15 protein-coding genes are annotated in these 22,906 nt (G+C 54.7%); 9 read left to right on the top strand and 6 right to left on the bottom strand.

The annotated features are described in order from the left end of the window. Positions 1-35: 35 nt before the first annotated feature. Together R3C20_20460 and R3C20_20455 are read right to left on the bottom strand one after the other, a co-directional pair. Positions 36-1,667 carry a hypothetical protein gene (locus tag R3C20_20460; protein MEZ6042881.1) on the bottom strand — a complete coding sequence of 544 codons (1,632 nt, stop codon included), beginning with the start codon at positions 1,665-1,667 and terminating at the stop codon, positions 36-38. A gap of 284 nt (positions 1,668-1,951) precedes the next feature. Continuing rightward, on the bottom strand, positions 1,952-3,088 hold the full coding sequence (locus tag R3C20_20455) for a hypothetical protein (GenBank protein ID MEZ6042880.1): 1,137 nt from the start codon (positions 3,086-3,088) through the stop codon (positions 1,952-1,954). On the opposite strand from R3C20_20455, the gene R3C20_20450 reads away from it, so the two are divergent. The 3 genes from R3C20_20450 to ruvB all read left to right on the top strand — a co-directional run bounded on the left by R3C20_20450 (position 3,087) and on the right by ruvB (position 7,728). After that, complete coding sequence (locus tag R3C20_20450) at positions 3,087-5,528, top strand: tetratricopeptide repeat protein (GenBank protein ID MEZ6042879.1); 2,442 nt, start codon at positions 3,087-3,089, stop codon at positions 5,526-5,528. The genes R3C20_20455 and R3C20_20450 overlap by 2 nt on opposite strands. A 254-nt stretch (positions 5,529-5,782) precedes the next feature. Beyond that, entirely contained in the window at positions 5,783-6,538 is a 756-nt protein-coding gene (locus tag R3C20_20445; protein MEZ6042878.1) for a YebC/PmpR family DNA-binding transcriptional regulator, read from the top strand. A gap of 5 nt (positions 6,539-6,543) precedes the next feature. Then, entirely contained in the window at positions 6,544-7,728 is a 1,185-nt protein-coding gene (gene ruvB / locus R3C20_20440; GenBank protein MEZ6042877.1) for a Holliday junction branch migration DNA helicase RuvB, read from the top strand. Positions 7,729-7,935: 207 nt separating this feature from the next. Here the strand turns inward: ruvB and R3C20_20435 are convergent, their stop codons facing one another. Further along, positions 7,936-9,282 carry a PQQ-binding-like beta-propeller repeat protein gene (locus R3C20_20435; GenBank protein MEZ6042876.1) on the bottom strand — a complete coding sequence of 449 codons (1,347 nt, stop codon included), beginning with the start codon at positions 9,280-9,282 and terminating at the stop codon, positions 7,936-7,938. A gap of 173 nt (positions 9,283-9,455) precedes the next feature. Here R3C20_20435 and R3C20_20430 point away from each other — a divergent pair, with 173 nt between their 5' ends. The 3 genes from R3C20_20430 (at position 9,456) to R3C20_20420 (ending at position 11,579) form a co-directional block, all read left to right on the top strand. Then, the gene (locus tag R3C20_20430; protein MEZ6042875.1) at positions 9,456-9,638 is read left to right on the top strand and encodes a hypothetical protein; all 183 of its coding nucleotides are present in this window, start codon (positions 9,456-9,458) and stop codon (positions 9,636-9,638) included. 113 nt (positions 9,639-9,751) lie between these two features. Continuing rightward, entirely contained in the window at positions 9,752-11,350 is a 1,599-nt protein-coding gene (gene mnmG, locus R3C20_20425; protein ID MEZ6042874.1) for a tRNA uridine-5-carboxymethylaminomethyl(34) synthesis enzyme MnmG, read from the top strand. Further along, entirely contained in the window at positions 11,310-11,579 is a 270-nt protein-coding gene (locus R3C20_20420; GenBank protein ID MEZ6042873.1) for a hypothetical protein, read from the top strand. Before mnmG ends, R3C20_20420 begins: the two co-directional genes overlap by 41 nt. Positions 11,580-11,712: 133 nt before the next feature. Here the strand turns inward: R3C20_20420 and R3C20_20415 are convergent, their stop codons facing one another. Next, positions 11,713-12,720, bottom strand: a complete 1,008-nt coding sequence (locus R3C20_20415) for a Dabb family protein (GenBank protein ID MEZ6042872.1) — start codon at positions 12,718-12,720, stop codon at positions 11,713-11,715. A 355-nt stretch (positions 12,721-13,075) separates the two neighbouring features. Here R3C20_20415 and R3C20_20410 point away from each other — a divergent pair, with 355 nt between their 5' ends. Further along, positions 13,076-14,677 carry a sulfatase gene (locus R3C20_20410; protein ID MEZ6042871.1) on the top strand — a complete coding sequence of 534 codons (1,602 nt, stop codon included), beginning with the start codon at positions 13,076-13,078 and terminating at the stop codon, positions 14,675-14,677. A 270-nt stretch (positions 14,678-14,947) separates the two neighbouring features. Here the strand turns inward: R3C20_20410 and R3C20_20405 are convergent, their stop codons facing one another. After that, positions 14,948-15,925 carry a hypothetical protein gene (locus R3C20_20405; protein MEZ6042870.1) on the bottom strand — a complete coding sequence of 326 codons (978 nt, stop codon included), beginning with the start codon at positions 15,923-15,925 and terminating at the stop codon, positions 14,948-14,950. Positions 15,926-16,849: 924 nt separating this feature from the next. Here R3C20_20405 and R3C20_20400 point away from each other — a divergent pair. Then, positions 16,850-17,314, top strand: coding sequence for a hypothetical protein (locus R3C20_20400; protein ID MEZ6042869.1), 465 nt, complete (start codon positions 16,850-16,852; stop codon positions 17,312-17,314). 840 nt (positions 17,315-18,154) lie between these two features. On the opposite strand, the gene R3C20_20395 is transcribed toward R3C20_20400, so the two are convergent. Then, the gene (locus tag R3C20_20395) at positions 18,155-21,784 is read right to left on the bottom strand and encodes a YCF48-related protein (GenBank protein ID MEZ6042868.1); all 3,630 of its coding nucleotides are present in this window, start codon (positions 21,782-21,784) and stop codon (positions 18,155-18,157) included. 446 nt (positions 21,785-22,230) lie between these two features. Here R3C20_20395 and R3C20_20390 point away from each other — a divergent pair, with 446 nt between their 5' ends. Then, on the top strand, positions 22,231-22,887 hold the full coding sequence (locus R3C20_20390; protein MEZ6042867.1) for an OmpH family outer membrane protein: 657 nt from the start codon (positions 22,231-22,233) through the stop codon (positions 22,885-22,887). The last annotated feature ends 19 nt before the right edge of the window (positions 22,888-22,906 follow it).

Here is a 22,906-nt window from a genome sequence, read left to right as displayed (position 1 = left end):
TCCCCAGTCGAGTCACATCAGCGATGACCCACTGCTCACCTGATCCTGCCAAACCAGCATGCCAACCTGATCGCAGTAGTGGTAATACAAGCGTGGTTCGACCTTGATGTAAGCATGGATCGCGTTGAAGCCCGGCGTCTTTCAGATAGTCGATATCTCCAGACCATCGCTGAACGATGGTGGCGCCAGCAGGCCATCGCGGGCCACCATCCTCGATCCAGCGGTCCCCAGTGAAAGACAGGCTTGCCGTTCAGCGTCATGCGCCAGTGGCCGTCTGTATCTTTCGCTTTGCCAACGGATCGAATCCCGGCGTAGGATGAGATCTCATCGACGATGTTGCCCGATGCATCAAGAATGGCGAGTTTCAGGTCGTAAAGATGTGGCGATGATGGCGACCACAGCTTCGCATCCGGAACAACGACCTTGACTGTTCCCTGAGAAGAGCCTTGCAGCATCTGATCTCCGGAAACAACGGACAGTCGAATTGTTTCGCCATCAACGGCGGGACCTGTCGTGACAGGAGTGACGCTGATGCTGCCGGTATCGACATTGGTCGAAATCTTCAAATCGGCAATGTGACGCACGGGGACGGTTTCCATCCAGACGGTCTGCCAGATGCCGGAAACCTGTGTATACCAGATACCACGTGGTGTGCGTGACTGCTTGCCTCGCAACTGCGATTCTTCGGTATCGTCGGTGACTCGCACCACCAGTTCATTTTTTCCGTCGACAATGACGTCTGTCGCATCCACGCTGAAGGGTGTGTTCCCGCCTTTGTGATGCCCCGTTTCTGTGCCGTTTACAAAAATCCGGCATTCATAATCCACGGCTTCGAAGTTCAGCATCAGTCGCTTCTGCGGATCTCGTTTCGCATCGAAGTTTCGATGGTACCAGAGGGCCTGATCACTGTGCAGAAGTTTCTGGACACCGCCAAGACGTGATTCGAGACAGAACGGGACGAGAATCTTTCCGTCCCAGGCATTCGGAATCGTATCAACGGTTCGATCGGTGACAGCATAATCCCAGTTTCCGTTCAGGTTGGTCCAGTTCTGGCGAACCAGGCCAGGCCGCGGGTACTGCTGCCAGACGTTGTCGGCAGTGACGGCCTCTCCCCATTTTGTGATCAGGTCCGATTGAAACGGGCGTTCCTTCCGTTTTGGAGCTGGAAGGGCCGGAACGTTTTTGCCATCAATCACGTGCACATCAATGAATTGACCGCCACCGGTTTGAGCACAATGAACGGCGATCAGGTTCCTGCCGGTTTTCAGGGCTGTTTTTCCATCCTCATCCAGAGGCATGACCTGATACTTCGTTGTGTACCCTTTGACCGCAAGAACTTTCCTGCCGTTGATGTAGACTTCAGCGTCTTCATCATGATGGATGTACAACGACGGGTTTTCAGGAATGTTCTCCAGAACGATGGTCCGTCGCAGCCAGATGTTATTCGTACTCCAGTCCGTTCCGACGCGCGCTCCAGGGGTATCGGCATCCCCGAAACCTCCGGCACCGTCCAGCCAGTTCTGATCATCAAAGTCAGGCTGAAACCAGCGCTGAGGTGGCCGACGCAGCACGTACTTCCACGCCGGGTCCTGAAGAGTCTCCTGAGCCGAACACTGCTGGCCCGACACAAGAAACGCGAAGCATGTCAGGAGAATCGCAAAAAGCATGCAGCAGTTGCCTGCAGAATTTCTGCCGCGGAAAAGTTGGAATTGCGTCAACATGAGATCTTTCACCGGAATCGTTTCTTTTGTATTGCCCGAACCAGAACAGTGATTCTAGCAGGAATCGACAAAACAGACGACCGACCGCCGCACGAGTTCAACCTCGCACGGGTCATTCCAGGCACCGCCGGCCTCGCAAGGTTTGGGCACTCCGGCACGCAGTGGAGAAAGCGGGCGGCGGTGAATAGCGGGAAGTGGTGCAAGCGAAGATTCGGGCCAGCCTTGAAAGTTCAGCGTGTTTCACGGGCTTTTAGGGTTATCGTCCCGGAATAGTGGCCCTGAGTCATCCGGGGATACCACGCGTTGTAGCGCAGTCGCACATCAGAGCGTTTGCGTTTTGCAGCTCTGTCTCGAAGAGCATCCACGAACTCGTCCGTGACTGTGAACAATGTGACCAGTTGCGGCGACGATTTATGATGGTCGTGAATGCTGTAAACCAGAAGCCATCGTTCGGCAAATCCCTTCTCTGCAGCTAACGGAAGTTCGACCAGATCTGTGACGAGTTCCAGGGGCGACTTTCCACCGCCAGCCAATGGCAGCGCAACCACCTCCGTGAAGCGAACGCCCGGCATTTTATCGATCGACAAATTCTTCAAAGGGTCAGAGACATGGCGAGCAAGACAGCGTTGCAGCCACGAACGGCGGTCATGGCCCTGAAAGGCGATTTGTCCGGCCAGCCAGGTGGCATTTGAGAGCAGCGTGCCCTGTTTCGGCGCCGGTCCCAGCACATCGTCCGGCAGTCCAAGCGAAAGCTCCAGAGTGTTGGAGACCCAGCGATCGCGTTTTTTTCCGAATGGCGTTTCAATCAGGCTGAACAGGTAACCGTAGGTGTGCTGCAGACCGGCATGGGGCGAACTCAGATTCGTCGGGCGACCTCCCAGATGCAAAATGGTTTCCAGGATCGACGCATCGACAATCACGCTCTTCGTAAATTCATCGAGATTCACGGAGCGTCCCCAGAAAATCGTGGGCCCGGACAGTCCGCGATCCGTTTCAATCTGCCGCACGATTTCCGGGCAGGCAGATCGAAGCAGGTCAGTTCTCTGCGCCACGGGTTGTTCCCTGGCGCGGATGAGGTTTCCGGCGATTGCCTCAAAGTTTTGCATCTGAGAAAGAATATCTGCGTGACTGAAACGCTGCCAGTCCTGCACGTCTACGGCATTCGGCCTGCCTTTAATTCCATCGTCCGACATCGCACGAATCAGGTCACAGGCGACCGGCAAACCGCCGGATATCCATGCGTTTCGGAATGGAATGTACGCATTGAGACGCTTTTTTTCAGGCTCGACACCTGTCCTGGAGTCAGAGATACTTCTATGGTATTCCGGGACTTCCGTTTGTTTTCGACCTGAAAAGATTCGAACCATGACTCGATCTAAGCAGTCACAGCAATCACTGAGATTAAAACAATCGCAGAGATCCAGACAGTCACAGAGATCAAGACAGTCACAGAGGTGGATTACCATCCTTTCTGTTATTGGGCTGGTCATCAGTCAGGCGGCCTGGCCATCAAGCCTTCGGGCTCAGACTGAACAGAAACCTGCGCTGGAAGGCCTGCGTCAACCTGGCGACGACGTTGCTTTTGAGTTGAAAGACGAAAGCAATCAGATCGACCCGGCCAACACCGAAGCGCTCTCGTGGTACATGGCGGGTTTGCTCGCGCAGAAGCGCGGCAATATGCAGGAAGCGGCCGATGCCTTTGAGAAATCTGCTGAGGCTGCTCCGGGAGTCGCCAGTCCTCGAAAAGCACTTGCCCTGGTCCTGCTGCGGATGGGCCGCAATGAAGAGGGAATCCGGAAGGCTCAGGAAGCCATTGAACTGGATCCGAACGACTACGAAACGCGCCTGCAACTGGCCATGTTCCTGGTTTCTGCCCGCCAGCCGGTTCGTGCCGTTCAGATGATCGATTCTGCTTTGACTTCGAAAACACTGAAGCACGATTCCCGCGAATTCGTTTCTCTTCATCAGGTCCGTGCGCGGTTGTTGCTGGCGCTTCGCAATATGAAGGGCGCGGCAGACAGCTACGAAATTCTGTTGAAGGCCCTGGAACGGCCTGAAGACTTTGGACTCAGTTTTCGCGAGCATCAGTCGCTGCTGAAAGACCGCGCGTCCAGCTACGAAGCGGCCGGTGCGGTGCTGATGGATGCCGGAAGGACCGACCTGGCGATTGAAGCCTTTGAGGCCCTGAACCGAATTGAGAAGAATCAGCCTGGACAGCATCATCTTCTGCTGGCTCGGGCATATTTCATGAAAGACAAACTGGACGAATGTCAGAAGAACCTGGACACGTACTTCAAGACGGGTGGTCGTGTTGACGAATCCATCGTGCTGCTGAAGGATCTTTACGAAGCCACATCAAGAACCGATGAACTGATTCCACAGCTTGAAAAGCTGATGGATGGAGCCAACGACCCGACCGCGTTGCGGATGGCCATTGCTCAGGTCATGCTGGACAGGGGCGAAATTGATAAGGCGGCCGATACTTATCAGGCGCTTCTGGACAACACCGGCGAAGTGGCCGCCTATCAGGGCCTGATGCGCATTGAGGTGATTCGACGCAATGCCGACACGCTGATTGCCACCATGAATCGAGCGGTGCGTGCAAGACTGCAACTCGTGGAAATTCTGCCACTGGTCCCCGTCGTTCTGGAATCTCAGCCGTTTGCAAAACAAGTCGTAGAGTCATGTCAGCGGATTCGTACGGAGAAACCCAACAGCCTGCCACCTCAGGTGTTGTATTTCTGTTCGCGCGTGGCGAAGGACGCGGAGCTCAGCGATGACGAGGGCGATCTACTAAAGGCAACTCTGGAAGGCAATCCGGAACCTGCGCTCATCGTTCAGGCGTTGGAGGAATATGGTTTCTATCTGCTGATCGCTGAAAAATACGCCGAATCCGCTCGCACCTATACTCAGCTGGTTCAACTGCCCGGCCTGAATAACGGAAAGAAACTTGAGGGCCTTTACCGACTGTCTCAGGCACATGCGTTTGATGACAACCACGAGGCAGCTCTGGAAGCAATTCGGCTTGCGGTCAGCCTGAGTCAGAATCAGATCCCTTTGCTTCGCTATCAGCTGGGGTGGGTGCTGGCACAGGCCGAGCAGTTTGAAGAAGCAGAACGGGTCCTTCAGTCGTGCCTGCAGGACTTCGCACAGGACGCGGAAACAGTACTGCGAAGCCGTTCAACACTGGCTGGAATCTATTCACAGCAGGGACGGTGGAAGGAAGCTGTCCAACAATACAAAGACCTGATCGAAGATGAAAAAACGGATCCGGATACTCGACGACGTCTGAAAATGGGGCTGTCGAATGCCCTTGTTCAGAGCGGTGAACTGGACGAGGGTGAAAAAATTCTGGAGGAAGTCTACGAAGAAGATCCCACAGATGTCGGCGTCAACAATGACCTGGGCTATCTGTATGCCGACCACAACAAAAACCTGGAGAAGGCGGAAAAGATGATTCGCCTTGCCGTCGAATCCCAGCCGGACAACCCGGCTTATCTGGACAGCCTTGGCTGGGTTCTGTTCCGACTTGGTCGCCACGAAGAAGCGCTGGCGGAACTCCAGAAGGCCGTCAGTGATCCCGACTATCAGGATTCAACGATTCTGGAACACATGGGCGACGTGCTGGACACCATGGGGAAAAAAGAGGAAGCCCTTGACGCCTGGAAGCGGGCGCTAAAGGCGGAGCAGGATGCGAGTCGTCCGGATCCCAAAATCGTTGAACGCATTCAAAACAAAATCGACGGAGAACCAGGCAAGCCGGGCGTTGAGGCAGCGTCTGAATCGTCATCTGCTCCTGCGAACTAAGAAAGGCTCCCCAAAGGGCAGCCTGTGTTCATCCGTTAGCATTGGGTTCGTCTGCGTCAACAAGACAGCAGGATCCATCACGAATGGAGACAGCGTTGGACGCGTCCGTCATCGGGGGCCTGGCAGAAGTTCAGCCGAGGCATCTGTTCCGGTGCGTTTGTTGTTCGGCTTTCTGATTCCCCGCGGATCGGTTCTTCCCTTGCATTCTCGTTGAGTACTTCCGGAACTTCAATTTTCGTCTTTGTTGCACGATCATGGCTGGACACTCTCACTGGGCAAACATTGCCATCAAGAAAGCTCGCGTCGACAAGAAGCGAGGCAAGCTGTTCACCAAACTCAGCCGCGCCATTATTGTTGCGGCTCAGCATGGTGGGCCCGATCCGGACAGTAACCTGGCACTGCGTTACGCCATCGAAAAAGCCCGCAAAGCCAGTATGCCCAATGACAATATTGATCGAGCCATCAGGCGAGGTTGCGGTGATGTTGGTGGCGATAAGTACGAAGAACTGCTGTACGAAGGATACGGTCCGGCCGGAGTTGCTGTGCTCTGTGAGATTCTGACGGAGAATCGAAATCGGACCGCAGGAGAAATTCGGAGGATTTTCGAAGTCAACGGCGGAAATCTGGGTGCAACGGGATGCGTTGCCTGGATGTTTGACCGCAGAGCCCAATTTGTGATCGATGAGTCCGTGGTATCCGAAGAGGCAGTGTTTGAGCTAGCTCTGGAGGCCGGCGCGGATGATGTGAGTCGTTCAGGAAACCATTTTGTCGTTTTGGGTTCAGTCGATACATTTCAGGCGATCGCCTCTACCCTGGAAGCCGCAGGGATACCGACAGTTTCGTCCGAAATTGCCCGGATCCCCCAAAACCAGGTCGAACTGGACGGCGAATCTGCATCAGGAGTTTTGAAGCTGATTGATGCCCTGGAAGACAATGACGACATACAGAACGTAACAGCCAACTTCAGCCTGCCGGAAGATGTCATGCAGGCCGCACTGGCAGGAGGCTGATTTTAGTGGCTCGCAAAGCAACGATCCGAAACGAAAATGCTCCGGATACAGGTTCATCCGGTGGCAAGGATGGACGCTCTAATTTCGGAGGCGGGACAGCGGTCGGAGGCGGATCTGAATTCGCCGACGAATCGAAGTTCGAGGGCCCCCCCGGAAGCCAGGTTGACGAACGTCTGGATGATGAACTTCGCCCGTCGCGACTGGAAGATGTCGTTGGGCAGCGAGATGTCGTCGAACGATTGCAGATTCTTCTGCAGGCAACAAAGAAACGCAAAGAACCGCTGGGGCATCTTCTTTTTGACGGCCCTCCTGGACTTGGTAAAACGACACTGGCCTCGGTAATCCCGAAGGAACTGGGGACAGAGCTTCAAATCACATCTGGTCCTTCGCTTGCAGCGCCCAAGGACCTGCTTCCGTACCTGACGAACGCAAGCTACGGCTCCGTTCTTTTCATCGACGAAATTCACCGACTGCCCCCGACAGTGGAAGAGTTCATTTATCCGGCCATGGAAGACTTCCGCATCGATATCACCCTGGGAGACGGGCTGAACGCGCGGACGATCAACATGCAGCTTCAGCCGTTCACGCTGATCGGAGCGACGACCCGCAGCGGAATGCTCACCGCTCCACTGCGCGATCGCTTTGTGAATCGGGAACATCTGAGCTTTTATTCTCTGGAAGACCTAGCCGATATCATCACACGCAACGCCGCCAAACTGCGGACGACGATTTCTCCCGATGCCGCCCGCGCGATTGCTCTGCGTTCACGCGGCACGCCGCGAAAAGCGAACAACTGGCTCCGCTGGACTCGCGACTACGCGGATGCCCGTGCGGACGGCAGGATTACGACAGAGGTCGCTACAGCGGCTCTGCGAATGAAAGGCGTTGATGACGCAGGGCTCGAACAGCAGGATCGCAGCTATCTGGAGACGATCATCAGCGTTTTTGCGGGCGGCCCGGCAGGTGTGCAGGCAATCGGGCATACCATCAACGTGCCCCCGGATACCCTGGAAGATGAAGTCGAACCATTCCTGCTTCGCGAAGGCTTCGTTCAGCGCACACCGCGCGGCCGAATGGTGACACTGAAGGCCCTGAATCACCTGGGCCGATCGCTTCCAAAACCGGAATCCGAAAAAGGGAGCAGGAAATCGAAGTCACAGGCCGATGCTGGCCAGCGTGAGCTTTTTTGATTAACTCCTGCTGATTGGCCGATGGCACACAGCTAGTTGCGCAAAGCGGATCTAACCTAACACCTGTTGAAAAACGGGACTGGCTGACTGGCTCGAACAGGAGACCTCAAAACACGACGGTTTCCAGTCGTCCTGCGTGCCTGTCCAGGTTTTTCAGCGGACAGCTAACCTCACACCCGGTCAGAAAAAGAAATCCCGATGCGTTCGCTATTCGGTGGCCCCGATGCAGAACAGATGCTGTTCGCCCCGCAGAAAGATTTCGTCGCCCCGAATGGCTGCGGACGCGGCAATGGGCTCATCGAGCCGATTCACTGCCACCAGTTTCGGTGATGAAGCATGCGTAATCACCATAGTGGTTCCTGACAGATCGGTAATGTAGACATGACCATTGGCGCCGACCGGTGACGAATAGATGTTGCCCAGTGGCCCCAGTCGCAATGCGCCGGGATCGTCCTCTCCCGTGGGGCCGTGCACTCGGGTCAGCACATTCTGATAGTGCGTCAGAAAATAGACGGCATCGTCGTACAACAGCATCGATGGAACATAAGGCGTACCGCGTGACCGGACCCAGAGAACGTGATCCGTTCCCGTCAAATCACCGCTCACGTCTTCTAACTTAATTGCGATCAGTACTTTCTTTTCGTAACTACTGCCGACGTAAAGGACGCCATTCGAATATACGGGCGTTGCAACAACGTTGGACGACATGCCGCTACATTCCCAGAGAACTTTGCCGGTGCTGAGATGATATCCACGGACACGATTCGTGCCGCACACGACGATTTCCGGTTGAATTACTCCTTCCTGATCCCGACGTTCGATCACGATCGGTGAACTCCAGGAGGTATCTTCTGTTCGTTCTTTTTTCCAGATTTCTTCGCCCGTTGTTTTTTCCAGCACCAAAAGAAATGAGTCGTCTTCGTGATCCTGATTCAGGACCAGGCATTCACCATAAAGAGCGGGGGATGATCCATGACCATGTCCGTGTTTTGTATGGACTGGTCCCGTATCTTTTTTCCAGACAACCTTTCCGTTCATGTTCAGGCAATACAGCCCCTGCGCTCCAAAACTGGCGAAAACGAATCTTCCATCCGTCACCGGGGATGCGGAGGCCAGGCTGCCGGAGTAGTGCCCTGCTTCGATTGGGACTTCTTCCCGAACGACCGTTTGCCACAGGATGGTGCCATCGCGGCGATCGAGAGCAATCACGGCAAACTGGTATCTGCTGTCGACCGGCAGATTGTCGTGTTCGCCCGGCCGACCGCTCATGCGCGGAGGCAGCTTCGGCCCGATCGGAATGGCTGCCGTGACAAACACGCGATCGTGCCACAGCACCGGCGAACTGTGTCCTTTGCCGGGCAGCCGTGTTTTCCACCGCACATTCTTCTCGGTCGTCCATTCCACCGGAGGTGTTGCGCCAACGGCCACGCCGGTGCCAAGTGGACCTCGCCATTGATTCCATGGTGCCAAACTTTCTGCGATGCTGTCAGCAGGCTGGTCATCCGGCATGGGGGCTGTCAGGCAAAACAGCATCAAAACGGCAATCCGGATCATGATTCCTCCTCAGGAACGGCAGTCTCCCGTAGCATTCCTCATCCGTCCGTACGCGCATCGTCGCAGGGAAAGTCCCTCAGCGATGCGGGCTGAAATTCGGACGGGAACATTGTGTCGTGCATTTGTAAGGGAAACAGATGCCACAATAACACCCTGAAACATGAGATCAGCAGATGAATGCTACTCGACTGAAACGCCCGCAGTACTTGGCCAGAGGCTGCACCTGCGTCATTTGCGGTTTGACGGCGTGTCTGAATCTTGTGGCCGCTGATCAGATGGTCCTGGCACTGCTGCTGACGATCGCGACGGCTTACCCGGGTTTTGCCATGATTGGCCTCGCGATCTGGCCTGACTGAGAGAATGTCTGCCGAGCAGCTTGGGATTTCTGTGTTTGACATCGCCTGAGCTCGGACCGTCGATATTATGCGTGGTCAATACAAGGTGGTCACATTTTGGAATTCATGCGCCCATGTCATCTCGCTGTACTTATGATTTTGATGTTGTCGTCGTTGGGGCCGGTCATGCTGGCGTTGAAGCGGCATTGGCGGCGGCTCGTATTGGGGCAAAAACCGCACTGTTAACGATGAATTGTGACACCGTTGCGGCGATGAGCTGCAATCCGGCGATTGGCGGTGTCGCCAAGGGACAGATTGTTCGGGAAATTGACGCCCTTGGCGGAGAAATGGGCCGCGTCATCGATGCGACGGGGATCCATTTTCGCATGCTGAACAGCGGAAAAGGGCCGGCAATGCACAGCCCCCGCGCGCAGGCCGACAAGAAGGCCTATCAGTTTGCGATGAAAAACATCGTCGAACAACAGTCCAATCTCAGCCTTCGTCAGGAGATGGTTGAAGCAATCGAAACGGAAACCGATGAATCCGGTCGCGTGCTGGTCTGCGGAGTGCGCGTAGCGGGCGACGCCGTCTACAGAACTCGCGCCGTGATTCTTACAACAGGCACGTTCCTGAAGGCCATTATGCATACCGGCGAATCCAAAGCCGAAGGTGGTCGCGCTGGGGATCAGTCGGCGGTAGGCATGTCTGGATCGCTTAACCGACTGGGTTTCGAACTTCAGCGGTTCAAGACCGGTACCCCCGCTCGACTCAACGGTCGAACGATCGATTTCAGTCGTTGCGAACCTCAGCCCGGTGACGAAACTCCTCAGCCTTTTTCGTATATGAACGATCGGATTCAGCAGACGCAGATCCATTGCTATCTGACGAGCACAACACCGGAGATTCACGAAATCATCCGGGCCAACCTTCACCGCGCTCCCATGTATTCCGGGCAGATTCAATCCACTGGCCCGCGATACTGTCCGTCCATCGAAGACAAGGTTGTTCGATTTTCGGATAAGGAAACACACCAGATCTTTCTGGAACCCGAAGGAGTCAATACGCAGGAAGTCTACTGCAACGGAATTTCGACCAGCCTGCCGCGCGATGTTCAGGATGAAATCATTCGCCGGATACCGGGCTGCGAAAACGCCGAAATCATGCGCTATGGATACGCGGTGGAATACGATTTCGCACCACCAACACAACTGTATCCATCAATGGAAACGCGCAAAGTAGCCGGGTTGTATTTTGCAGGACAAATCAACGGAACAACGGGCTACGAAGAGGCTGCCGGGCAGGGCCTGCTGGCTGGAATTAATGCCGCCTTGAAACTCAAGGGTAAAGAACCGTTCGTCCTGGACCGCAGCCTGGCCTATCTGGGTGTTCTGATTGATGATCTTGTGACGAAGGGTGTTGACGAACCTTACCGAATGTTCACTTCAAGGGCTGAGTACCGACTGTTGCTCAGACAGGACAATGCCGATCGTCGACTGACCCCTATGGCCATCGAGCTGGGGATTGCATCGGCGGAGCGGGTTCAACGGTTTCGTGCCTATGAAGCCGAACTGGATCGAGCATTTTCCGCCGCGCAGAAATTACGATCTCAGGGTATGTCGCTGGAAGAATGGCTGCGCCCGACCGCAGGTCACATGGAATCAGCTTCACGAAATATTCCCGCAGTTAACAGCCATGAACCTGTCAGAACGAACACGTCAGCAGCTGACAATTGAATCGCAGTATGCCGGCTACATTCGCCGTCAGGAATCAGAAATCGCCCGCCTGCAGAAGGTAGAAGCGGTGCGAATTCCGGATACGTTCGACTACGACTCCATCAAACAACTGCGTACGGAAGCCAGGCAGAAACTGGCCCGCCTTCGTCCGACAACAGTCGGGCAGGCAAGCCGCGTTTCCGGAATTACACCCGCCGATATTGCCGTGCTGATGTTCTATCTGTCCTGATGCGGTTGCCTCGATAACTTTCTTTGACGGCAAACCGGCGGGCTCGGTACGATTGGACAGAACCATTACCGGGAAACCTGCCTGCATGTCCGACAGGGCTGCAAACATTCGTTTCCCGGCCTTCAACTGGTCGTTATTCAACAGTCCAGTAATCGAACACCATGACGTCGTCGATTTTTCCGCCAATCAGTTCTACAAACTGCTTATGTGCGGGATGTGGCAGGTAGGCCGCTCGATCTTCTTCTGTGGCAAATGTAACGGTGTAGGCATGCGTGAATCCTTTGTCGAGCCCTTCGGGACTGTTGTTCGTTCCTCGTTCGAAGTCTTTGATTTCTGAGATCTTGTGTTTCAGCTCGTGGAACGCCAGGTTGATTTCATCAATCTGCCTCGGTGTCACTTCGGGCTTAAACTTAAAGATCACGATGTGCCGAAGCGCCCGGGATGGTGCGGCAATTTCTCCAACAGCTTCCAGCATTCGAACTGCAACAAAGCGATTCCCTTCATTATTCAGATGAACGCCATCGGTCGTCAGAATTCCTTTGGATTCGCGGGCAATGTTGTAGGCTTTCAGGTGATTCACGAAAGCAGCCCGCAAATCCAGCAGGGTGGTGCTGGTCTCTGCCGCTACCTTCCGACTGACAGCTGAATAGTCTTCCAGCATACTGTCAAGATCGTTGGAACCATCGGCCTTTTCGCCGATGACACTGGGCGTTGCCAGAATCACCCGAGCGCCAGCGTCGTTACACCGTTTGATGAGGCTTTTGAGACCACTTTCATACTTCCCAATCTCCGTTCCCTGCCCTCGTGTTGAATGCCAGACATCGTTGATCCCGATGTAGATCACGACGACGTTGGGTTTGTGTGCCAGAACGTCGCGGTCGAGACGTTCTTCAAGGTTGGGCACTTTATGGCCGCCGATACCGGCACCAATCACGTTGATGCCGCTGTCTGGGCGGTTCTTCTCGATCGCTTTGCGAAACAGAGTGACATATCCGTTTTCGCCAGCGCCCTGCTGCGTGATGGAATCGCCGAGAAAAACGATAGTTTCTCCGTCGTTCAGCTGGGCCATGCAGGTGGCCGAAGCTGCTGCAGCGGTCGTCATTGCGATTGTCATCGAAAGCAGTGTCCTTGTGATTGTCATCTAATACGGGCTCCCGAAATGTGAATGGTTCTTCAGGCAGATACGAAACTCTGCAGGGGAATGTTCGCCAAATTTGCCTTCGCCGACAAACGAATCCGGACCGGACGACGCAATCTGCTGAGTGTCACAGTGAAGTGCAATGGTGCCGTGCGTTTTGTAAAGTACTCAGGCATGCGGTTCGGTGTCGCGACCCAAATGAAAAGTTTACGAAGCAAACCGCGCAATGCTGAGCAGGTGATGTGGCGATAGTTGCCGCAATGTCAGGGTGGTATGTATGCCTGCTCCCGGTGTACTGCCTTTCCAGCATGGACACGAAGGACAACGTATGGTTTTCAGGAACAAAGTGAGAGAATCAATGACGAAAGATCGATGGAATTTGTCCCTCCGAAGAACAGTTTCTTTTGCCCTTGCCGCGATCATTATAAACACGGTGGTCGTAAACACGATCGTGTCTGTCCACGCTCAGGATCGGGATGCTGCAGACCTGAAGCTCAAACGCGTGTCCGACCGAAGGCCAATGAACGTGGTCTACATTCTTTCGGACGATCATCGGTACGATGTGATGAGTTTCCTTGGTCACCCCTGGGTCGAAACTCCGGCAATGGATGCGATGGCCAAAGAGGGTGTGTACTTTAAGAACGCGATGGTAACGACGTCGTTATGTTCTCCCAGTCGTGCATCGGTGCTGACCGGTCAGTACATGCACAAACACGGTGTTGTAGACAACAATGTTCTGGCGAATGAAGGCTCCGTCTTCTTCCCACAGTATCTGCAGGCTGCGGGATATCAAACAGGTTTTTTCGGAAAGTGGCACATGGGTGGGCATTCTGATCAGCCGCAACCGGGCTTTGATCGATGGGTCTCCTTCCGCGGCCAGGGCCACTACTATCCACCCGAAAATCAGCCCCAGTGGTCTTTGAATGTTGACGGAAAATCTGTGCCTCAAAAAGGCTATATCACCGACGAATTAACCGACTACGCAATCAACTGGCTGAACGAATCCGTCAAGCCGGATAAAAAGCCATTCTTTATGTATCTGAGCCACAAGGGGGTTCACGGAATGTTCCACCCCGCAGAGCGACATGCGGGACGGTACAAAGATAAGCCGCTGCCGATTCCGTCAACCATGTCCAACACAGAAGAGAATTACGTCGGCAAACCGATGTGGCTGAAGAATCAACGAAACAGCTGGCACGGAGTCGAATTCGCCTACCACGAAGACACCAATATTGAAGAACACTATCGCCTGTACTGCGAAGCGCTGTTGAGTGTTGACGAATCTATTGCCCGAGTTCGGCAATGGCTGGCAGACAACGGGCTGGCCGAAAACACGATTGTCATGTACATGGGTGACAATGGTTTTCAGTGGGGTGAACATGGTTTGATCGACAAACGCACTGCCTACGAAGCTTCGATCCGGGTTCCCCTGTTGGGTGTCTGTCCGAAGCTTTGGAAACCCGGAACCGTTGTCGACGAAGTTGTCGCCGGAATCGACATCGGCCCCACGGTCCTGGCAGCCGCAGGACTCGAAACACCTCCGCAGATGGATGGGCAGAGCTTTCTGAAGCTGGCTGCCGGACAAACTCCCGAATCCGGCTGGCGCAAGAACATGCTTTATGAGTACTACTGGGAGTACAACTTCCCGCACACTCCAACAACATTTGCGCTGCGTACTGATCGATACAAATTCATTCAGTATCACGGGATCTGGGACCTGGACGAACTGTACGATCTGAAAAACGACCCGAATGAAACCAACAATCTGATCTTCAGTGAAGAACACCAGCCGCTGATTCGCAAGATGCGGACAGACCTCCACAACATCCTGGCCGAATCCAATGCCGCTCAGGTGCCGTTTAGCCACAAACGCAGCATGGGGGCCAATCTGAGGCTGGAAAGCGGGTCAAAGGCCGCTGAATTTCCGCCGCAATTGCTGCGAGAAAAATCGGGGCCATAAACAGGTCGTCGGTTGAGGAATCAAAAATCAACTCGAAGCGTTGGCGAGGGACGTGTATACGGGCTTTTACAGGCCATCGATCCCTCGCTGAAGCATCGGAGCTTTTCGTCGAGGCTGCTGCTGAGGAACACCGACGCAGCAGCACGCTTCACTGAGTCCTCGACAGAGTCATGACCGTGTGCCTTCGGCTGCAGCATTCAAACCTGAGACCAACACGAATCGTCTTCGGGACCCCCTGTTTCTGTTGACCGAAGATATGCCCCATCCTGCTTAAAGCTGCTGCCGACCGTCCGATTCTTCTTTGGCCAGTCGCCCACGACCGATTCCATGCCAGGGGCGAATATCGATTTCATACGGACCATGCTCGTCATCGAAACCAAGGTCCGAATGAAATTCCGCAAGCCGCTGAAGTTTTTGCTCCACGGTCAACTCGCCCGGATGCCGTGTGTTGGGAGCCCGGCCCCAGAGGATGTGTGATCCGCCAACCGTTTCGAGCTGATATTCCAGCGAATCGGCGCTGTCGGCCAGCGCAACGCGGCGAGGCACAAGAATGGACTTCACTTCCAGCTGCTTCCACCAGGATGGCTGATCCCCTTCCTGCTTATTCAGTACCGCGGCAAGTTGGGCCGCTCCTTCAACAACAGGGTCACCCCACGGTTCCCCTAGTTTGCCCATCGGCACACTGGCGACTCGTTCGATGACGGGATAACGCTCAATATCAGCGATGCTGAAATCCGCTGGCGGAAGCAGGATGCCATTCCGATCGATCGGATAATAGCCATCAACGCCTTTCACCATCGCAACGGGCTCTCGATAGACCAGCTCCACGGTCAGATGAGCCGGAAACGACTTTCGGACGGTCCGGACGTTCTCGATCCACGGATGGGTGTAGAATGCTGCGGCAATACGCTCGCTCAGAGTTTCGTCCAGCAGAGATTCCGAATCTCCAAACTCCGCTCGCTCGAAGACCTGCGCCACCAGATCCGGAGGAATCCAGCGGGGTGGAGGATTAATCGTAATCTGCCCCGGTGAGACTCGATATTCCGGCCGAGCGTCCAGCTTTGGCAATTGCCGCACAATGACCGGTGCCAGAATCCAGACCGACGCAATTGCCGCAGTCAGCATCAGTGTGCCCGGACGAAAGAACCAACGAAGCAAAGAGGGAGAGGAGGGTTGAGGGAGGACAGGAGTGACTTCAGCATCCTTCTTTCTGGACGGCCTTGGCTTGCGACTTGTTGATTTCGCCATCGTTACTCACTCACTTTGAAATTGAGAAAGAGCGACACATCAAGTGCCGTCTACCCCATCCAGGCTCAAACACACTGCAGGTTACGGACTGAATTCGATAATCCGTCAGATCGATATTCGAGATGAGCACTCCCGGACACCACATTGTTCGGCAGGAATTGCCGATCCAGGTAAAATGCGACGCTGATCGTATCGACCAGCCAGGCTGCACAAACTTTTCGGGACGACGATCCGAAATTCAAGTCTGCTGGGAATGACGACCTGCGGGGACCAGCCGCGTCGCGATCTATACAATGCATCTCCGGATCAGACCAACTATCACGCGGAATGCGGCGCGTTCGCGGAGAGATGCTCTGCGGAGAGACTTACGAATTGCGGGGACAATGTCGTAGATACCTTCTGTGGGATTCTCGCTGCCGAATGGAGATTCCAACAGGCGGATGGTCCCCAAAAGCGCTGGGCCGGTGGCTGTCCCGTTTGATGCAGTGTGTCTGGTCGCAGGAAGTTGTGCTTCCAAACGATGAACGTCGCTTCATCAGTGAGCTGGGAAACTGGGGCGCGCACTGTTTCGTGGAATGTTCAAGTTTCGTGAGATTGTCGGGGCACGAAGCGTGGTCGACAAGGTATGGCGTTTGAGCCGACCGGCTAGGGCCGAAGCGACGGCACTGAAACGCAGGAGCCCACTGGTCAGTTGAAGTAACCCTTTACCCGATGCGAAATCCATGCGGCACACTCAATGAAAGATCGTCTGACACGCTCAGATACGATACAATCCACGCCCTGCGTGGCCCCTGATCACGCGTTTTCGAAATTAGATTTCTTACGGCGGCCCCCTTACCTTCGTCGTTCTGTGAATACCGAAACATGGCCAAAACAAACCACCGGATCCCACGAAGAGATTTGCTTACATCAGCTGCGGCGTGCATGATTGCATTGCCTATTCTCGGGTGCAATCATGACGAGACCACCCCGACGTCCGCTGTTGAATCCGTCCCCGACACGAGCACTTCCAACGAAAAACGCTACACAGGAGACAAAGAAACCATGCGAGTTCATTACCTTGAAATCGTAACGAAGAATGTAGATGCTGCATGCGATATCTACGCGGGAATTCACAGCGTGACGTTCGGTGATGCCGACCAGAGCCTGGGCGGTGCTCGAACCGCCAGGATGTCCGACGGAGCAACGATGGGAATTCGCGCTCCAATGCATGATGGTGAAAAACCGGTAACTCGGGCCTACATGCTGGTTGACGACATCGAGGCGTCGGTCGCAGCGGCAAAGTACTCCGGGGCCGAGATAGCTGTTCCGCCGATGGAAATTCCCGGCCATGGTAAGTGCGCCATCTATATTCAGGGCGGGATTGAGGCAGGACTTTGGCAACTCTGAATAGGAAACGAAGCGTCATATGGCGATGGGTTGAATGTGTGTTCGCGAGCTCATCAGAATTACTCAACAATTAAACCCACTTACCGCACTAATTCGTCCATTATCTGGTGCCGCAGGAGTCACAGGAATCGTTGTTGCTGAGAATAGCTTCTCGGCTGATACCGCCTGTGTTTCTCTGGCAGTTGCGAGTCACTCGCGAAGACGTGCCATTGTGCAGGAATCGAATCTCTGCGGAATGGGATTGCTGCAATCTGCGGGCGGAGGGGATTCGCTCGATCGTCGGTCGAGCCATGGGCTGATCCAGCGGGACCGCTAGTTGTTCGTCGATATGATCGCGATTGCCGTCGAGACGCCATTTGTTTGTCGAGATTTCCGGAGCTCCCGTGAACTCGAAAACGAATTACAACCTGGACTTCTCTTGAGTCGCTTCACACATGTAGAAGTCTGACCGTGTCTTGGCTGCTCGTCACACTGTCCATGCACGCAAGCCGCCAAATAACAAGCGGTCAACCTGAACCGTCGTCCAACCATTTTCACAAGACAACCGGCGCACTCCAGCTTCGTTACCCGTGGCATTCGCATCGAAAAAGTGTTCGTCGACTTACATGAATGAGAAAGATTCCTCATTCTTGTTTCTTTCGATGTTTGATGACCTGAGCAGTCTCTGCCCCATTCGCGATTGCGGTTCGAGAGTTGAGCGTATTCGTGGCGTGTTTGCTTCAAGAATTTGCTGCAGGACCCTCGAATGACCCGGTGGTGAGCATTGGCTGAACAATCCGAGGGAACATCCAATGCGGTTGAGTTTGTGAATGGCCCGCTCTGTCGTCGCGATTCTGATCTCTAACGTGATTGTTTTCTGTTTGTTCGGATCAGACGAATGAGGGCGGTGTCCGTTGTGGGAATGCGCCGATTGACTGCCGTGGCCGATTCGCTGGTGTCGGGTTCCACGATCCCGGTCAGCCTCATCGTTTGTTCAAAGTGCCCCGGAAGAACCCGCCGCATGCGCATCGCCCAGATATCGCCGGCGCGTGTTCGCTTCAGATCCAGAGTATTCAAAGGAATTGCAAGTTCAATACGCCATGTATTGCTGTCGCTTTCTACTGCGGCAAACCATTGAGGATCCCAGTCGGTCAGCAGATCACAACGTTCACTTGTCTGACCAGTTTGATCAATACTGAACACGAATGAGGTTGAGTAATCGCGATCGAGGTCAAGTTCCAGTTCGAATCGATCACGAGCTGCATGCTTTGCATCATGTTGGCGATTCAGAACAACGCGCTGCGGTTCAGGACCACCCTTCTGGTGTTCGAAGCGCCCAGCCACATAAAGAAAATCGTCATCCCACGACATCATCACTAAAGCACCTGCCGAACGACTCAGCATTGGATTCTTTCCCTCAGACAGTGGCATTTCGTCCGATTCCTGCCAGCACTCGTCAGCCAGTGACGCATCAAGCCATGGTCGGTGCAGGGCCTTGCGAATGTTGATCACAGGTAGAGACGGCAATGCAGCATTTCGTCCTGCCTGCGATTCTGCCTGAGCGTAGCGTTGCCAGTCATCGTTGCGTGAGGCCACTTCTGCCAGCAGCGCGCTCTGATCCCCGGATCGACCAGCAATTCGAAAGTTGGCCGCCTGTCGAAGCAATGATTCAGATGTGAGGTCCGATTGGAGCCGCGTGGACAGGATCTGCAGAGCTCTGGCCGCCTGGCGATCCCACGATTCGAGCAAAGTTTGCTCATGATCACTCGCTGCCGTTCCGAACGTCACTGCGCTGGCCTGTTGAATTCTGGGTGTCATCAGAACACCTTCCGCAGGGACCAGTGGTGATGGCAATGGGCCTGCAGGAGTTGAATCGAACGGCAAACGCTGTTGTGGGAAGGTTCCGTCTGTTGGCTCCTGTCCGGGTGCAGGAACGCCACTTGCGTCGAGCACAGGGCCGCCTGCAAGCTTCTGAAATCTGGCCTGTTCCAAAGCATTTTCGGCTGCATTCACAGGTGCACGGCGTCGATTTTTCTCCGCCGAATGTTCGTGCATCTGAACAAGACGGTGCTTGCGAATTTCAGACGACGAGTAGTATCTGAAGAGAAAAGTGGCTGCTCGAAGTGCATCATCCGAATTGGGAAATCGACGAATGATCTCCTGTTGGGTTGAAATCCAACCATCCAGATTACCGGTTTCATAGTTCAGCGTGGCCACGTCAACCAGTTGCTGCAGCGCAAGCGAAGGCGGAAGTCGTTTTCCGATACTCTGCAGCTCCGCTTCAAATGCGCCGGTCAGGCCAATGGATCTGATATTGCCTGCCAGTGCTGCACTTTCCATCCGGCACGCGGTGGCAATGAGCCGCAGTTGCTTCAGGTGTTCCGAATCCATTGGCAGAGTCTGACGTCGGGCATCAGAGAATATCCGGGCAGTCAACCCGTGCAGCAGACTGGTGGGGGTCTCTACTTCACTGTTTGCAGGATCGCCGTTGTCAACATGACGAACTTCATAGCACGAGAACGGTTGCACATCACGACGAGTTCCGGAGAGTGCTGTGAACTCGGCCGTTGCCGATCGCACAAGCAATCCGGACTGTGTCCCGGCAGATGTCAGAAGCGTGTCGCGTTCGAACCTGAGCGGAGACGAGGCATCGCTGCGACAACGAACAACCACACGGCTCACGGTCCACGGTTCCAGGTGGATGGCGGAAAGTGTGTCAGCGACCGGATCCGCTCCTGGAACCGCACGCGCGATCTGCAGGGCTCGAGGCATCACTTCGACCATCAGCTGAGCAACACGGTCTTCGTCCGAGAGCGGTTCAACAGCAATAACGGTCGGTTTCCACATGCGAATCTGTCTTGCGAGTCGCAACGGAAGCAGATCCCTCAATTCTCCGTCTGTTTGGCGATTCCATTCGGCAATGAGCTGGTCCGCGGACAGAAAATGTTCGGGCTGATTGCGTGGAAACATCCACTCGCTGTCAAACGTTGCAGCTCCCAGGATGTTCAAGGCGTGTTGCGCGGCCACGGTTGTTTCCGTTGGGCTGAGCTTCGCTATTGCAGAGGCGCCCGCAGCGGAGGAGACTCCCCGAGCATTCCCGGAAACCGGGCGAGTTTCATCGGCCGACATCTGAAGCACAACAGCTCTCAGGCCCGAGTTTGCTGTCACATCAGCAAGCAGATCGAAAGAGGCCGATTCTGCTTCGGTCACCAGATTCAGCAGCCCGGATCGATATTCCGGTGACCTGACAACGGTCCATGTCAGACCGGCGTCGATTGACCTGGCGATGGCCCCGAATGCTCCAATCGCGAGCAATTCGTCGGGGCCAACAAACAGTAGTTGCCGAATCTGACCATTCAACGGGCTTCGTGATGTGTGCCATGTTTGTCCTCCATCTTCCGACCGAATGATGCATGAAGAAGGCGATCCCGCCATAACCACTGAAGAACCCTGATGAGCCACAGCCCGGAGATCGACGATTTGTCGGAAGCGCGAAGGTAAGCCCGTGTTGACCGCCTTCCAGGTAACTCCGGCGTTTGTACTTGCCAGAAGAAACATGCCGTCACCAACCATCCAGGCCGTCCCGTCGACGCTGGCCGAGATGGCTCGAACCTGCCGCAACGTTTGTGACGGTTGCCCAATGGTGACCGCATTCTCCGAGACGAGTGTGGCATGAGCTTGTTGTTCGCCAGCGATCAGCCCCTCTGACAGGCTGGAAAACGCCCCGACGGTCCATCGGGCCGCCGTTTGATCGCAGTTCACAACAGACCATGTGGCACCGCCATCTCTGGTTCGGAAAAGTGTCGGTCGCGAATGACGTCCATCGGATACCGCCGAAATGGCGGCATCAGAGGTCGGTAACGTCACAGCCAGAGCGTCGCTCAGCCCAAAGAACTGAAGATGCAGTATCCCGGGGATTCTGGTGACCGGCGTATTGATCGATCGCGTGAGTCCGGCGGTTGCTTTTTGAGATCTCTCTGATTCTGCAGCGATATCTCGCCAGGTCTGTCCGCCGTCTCGGGTCTGCAGCAACACGGCGGTTCTGCGGGAGGCGTTGTTGTCACTCAGACGCGTTCCGGCAACCCAGCCGATCTGGTCCGTCAGGAAACAAACGCAGTGCAGACTGCATTCGAATGGAAGCAACTGCTGTTGCCAGGTTGTTCCGCGGTCTTTGGAGAAGCAGATGACGCCTCTCTCGCCGACCGCCCAGCATCGGTCACCCACTGAGCAAAGCTGATTCAGCTGCGCGTCTTCGGCAATTGCGGCGGTTCGTGGAATGGGACCGCTGTAAAACGGTTCCGGCACCGGATCGGTGTCAACCAGCTGCCAGATAACCGGTTCGACTGTGGTACCTGCAACAGAGGTCTTCCCCTGATCACGAACTGTGACCTCTGGCTTCGGGCCGACGGGTGCCTGTTCATCCATGACGATCGTTGGCATCGAATTACCAAGAACGACAGTCAGCAAGACAATTTTCTGGAGGACGAACATCCCGTGTTCTCCTGTGGATTCCGTTCGAAAGTGGGACTGCTGGCCGAGGGAAACTTGAATCAGACCCCTGAATTTTCCGGGGAGCTCCGCCATTCGCCGACGCGAGGTTTAGCAGAAAACGGCATTTTGCTGCGAGGCGGATTGCCTGAGCGGCAGATTTCACCGTAACACAATCCCTGCGGGACAAATTCCATCTCTCTCGCGGTGAAAACAGTCGAGGTTTTATTCCACTCATATTGACCTGAAACCTGAGGTCTGCGAAAACCCACGACCTTCGCAGATTTGGTCGTCCTGGTCACCCCGCGGGTGGTACCAGGTCGGGAAATCAGACGGATTGAATGAAGACAAGCCGAACCACACTGTTGACGGGTTCGGTCGTTGAGATTTTCAGTGCGAATCTGCCCCACGGAAACGGGGCTTTCAATTGGCAAAGGAGTGCCCTTACCGTGAAGAAAACCGTGTTTTCATTGTTGGCAGCGCTGGTGTTTTCCGTCGCGACGCCCGTGATGGCCCAAAGCGGAGCTGCACCAACCAGCGAGCCTTCTCGTGTTGGATTGATTGACATGGCCCAGGTGTTTCAGGGCTACAAGAAGTTCGAAGACCTCCGCAACTCGCTGCAGGCAGAAATCGAATCGAATGATGCTCAGGCCAAGGGCATGCTGGAGCGACTCCAGAAACTTCAGGCTGAAATCAACGAGAAGAAGTTTACTCCTGGAAGCCCACAGTTCGAGCAGGCCGAAAAGCAACTGCTTCAGGGTAAGTCTGACTTCGAAGCATTCCGTGAGCAGGTTCAGCGAAAGCTGGCTCGCAAGGAATCTGAGATGTTCAAAGAAATCTATGGAGATACGACCAACGCCGTTGCCCTCTACGCTCAGTACGCCAAGTACACCATGGTTCTGCGTTTCGACAGCAAGAACATTGATGACAACACGGCTCCTTCAGAAGCTGTGCAGCGAATGAACAAGCAGGTGGTGTTCCATAATCCTAACGATGACATCACAAAGACTGTTCTGGACTATCTGAACAAGCAGTACGACAAGTCACGCGGTGCTGGTGGTCAGCAGAACGCTGTCCGACCTGTCAGCAACACACAGCCCCGATAACCATCGGGCGAAAGCACAG

Source organism: Planctomycetaceae bacterium, from assembly GCA_041398825.1.
GTDB lineage: Bacteria > Planctomycetota > Planctomycetia > Planctomycetales > Planctomycetaceae > F1-80-MAGs062.
Note: the sequence above shows the minus strand (reverse complement) of the source record. Positions and strands in the feature narration are given on the sequence as shown.

What these genes read in the sequence shown, in the direction of transcription:
- R3C20_20460 (MEZ6042881.1), bottom strand. Translation starts at nt 1,667, where the DNA reads ATGCTTTTTGCGATTCTCCTGACATGCTTCGCGTTTCTTGTGTCGGGC.
- R3C20_20450 (MEZ6042879.1), top strand. Translation starts at nt 3,087, where the DNA reads ATGACTCGATCTAAGCAGTCACAGCAATCACTGAGATTAAAACAATCG.
- R3C20_20455 (MEZ6042880.1), bottom strand. Translation starts at nt 3,088, where the DNA reads ATGGTTCGAATCTTTTCAGGTCGAAAACAAACGGAAGTCCCGGAATAC.
- R3C20_20445 (MEZ6042878.1), top strand. Translation starts at nt 5,783, where the DNA reads ATGGCTGGACACTCTCACTGGGCAAACATTGCCATCAAGAAAGCTCGC.
- R3C20_20435 (MEZ6042876.1), bottom strand. Translation starts at nt 9,282, where the DNA reads ATGATCCGGATTGCCGTTTTGATGCTGTTTTGCCTGACAGCCCCCATG.
- R3C20_20430 (MEZ6042875.1), top strand. Translation starts at nt 9,456, where the DNA reads ATGAATGCTACTCGACTGAAACGCCCGCAGTACTTGGCCAGAGGCTGC.
- mnmG (MEZ6042874.1), top strand. Translation starts at nt 9,752, where the DNA reads ATGTCATCTCGCTGTACTTATGATTTTGATGTTGTCGTCGTTGGGGCC.
- R3C20_20420 (MEZ6042873.1), top strand. Translation starts at nt 11,310, where the DNA reads ATGAACCTGTCAGAACGAACACGTCAGCAGCTGACAATTGAATCGCAG.
- R3C20_20415 (MEZ6042872.1), bottom strand. Translation starts at nt 12,720, where the DNA reads ATGACAATCACAAGGACACTGCTTTCGATGACAATCGCAATGACGACC.
- R3C20_20410 (MEZ6042871.1), top strand. Translation starts at nt 13,076, where the DNA reads ATGACGAAAGATCGATGGAATTTGTCCCTCCGAAGAACAGTTTCTTTT.
- R3C20_20405 (MEZ6042870.1), bottom strand. Translation starts at nt 15,925, where the DNA reads ATGGCGAAATCAACAAGTCGCAAGCCAAGGCCGTCCAGAAAGAAGGAT.
- R3C20_20400 (MEZ6042869.1), top strand. Translation starts at nt 16,850, where the DNA reads ATGATTGCATTGCCTATTCTCGGGTGCAATCATGACGAGACCACCCCG.
- R3C20_20395 (MEZ6042868.1), bottom strand. Translation starts at nt 21,784, where the DNA reads ATGTTCGTCCTCCAGAAAATTGTCTTGCTGACTGTCGTTCTTGGTAAT.